1 protein-coding gene is annotated in these 714 nt (G+C 41.9%); it reads right to left on the reverse strand.

Annotated elements, in window-relative coordinates:
* Positions 1-714 (reverse strand): replication initiator protein A (locus FD47_RS14680; protein ID WP_056980856.1); only part of this gene is annotated, 714 nt, incomplete at both ends.

A 714-nucleotide genomic window follows, 5' to 3' on the forward strand; every position in this document is an offset into this window, starting at 1 on the left:
GTAATTGCACGGCTTCGGGTTCTAAGAAAACTGGTAAGCCACTGGCTTCATCAGTTAAGAAGTCATTAGCATGGTGCACCAAATCCTGGTTTTGCTTTTCTAGTTCTGCTGGTGAGAATTGGGCTGTGGAAAAGTCCAACTTTTGAGTATCTATATTGTATCTATTAGTATCTATGTTTTTAAAGTCTTTATATAGATTGCCTGTAGAATTTACAGTTCTGCGCGCAGCAAGGGTTTGAGCGTCCTTTTCAACGGTGTCATGCTGAACTGTAGAATTTACAGTTCTGCGCGCAGCAAGGGTTTCGGGCGTTTCTGACTGTTCACCACGCAAATACACGTCATTTGCTTGTACATCGAGGCCAGCAAGGTAGAGACGATTTGGTAGCTGTTTACCTGCCTTAGGCTGAAAACCCATACGTTTTTGCCGCAGTAGATTAAGCCCCTCTAGTTCTTTTTTGATCTTAATCACGGTCTTTTCGGAAGAGTTGAATAGTTCCATGAGTTCAGCATTCGTATAGACAAAGTAGATGTTGCCGTCTTCGTCCACCCAGTTGTTACGCAAAGAGTACTCTAGCCGGTCTTTTAGTACCATATAAGCCAATTTAGCGTCATTGCTTAGATGGCGATATTGTTCGCCGTACATCAATACTTTTGGGAACTGGAAAAATAAGGCCCCATAAACATTGTCAGCTTGATAAAACTTGAAATTTGTTT

It is taken from the genome of Lentilactobacillus parafarraginis DSM 18390 = JCM 14109, assembly GCF_001435895.1.
Classification (GTDB): domain Bacteria; phylum Bacillota; class Bacilli; order Lactobacillales; family Lactobacillaceae; genus Lentilactobacillus; species Lentilactobacillus parafarraginis.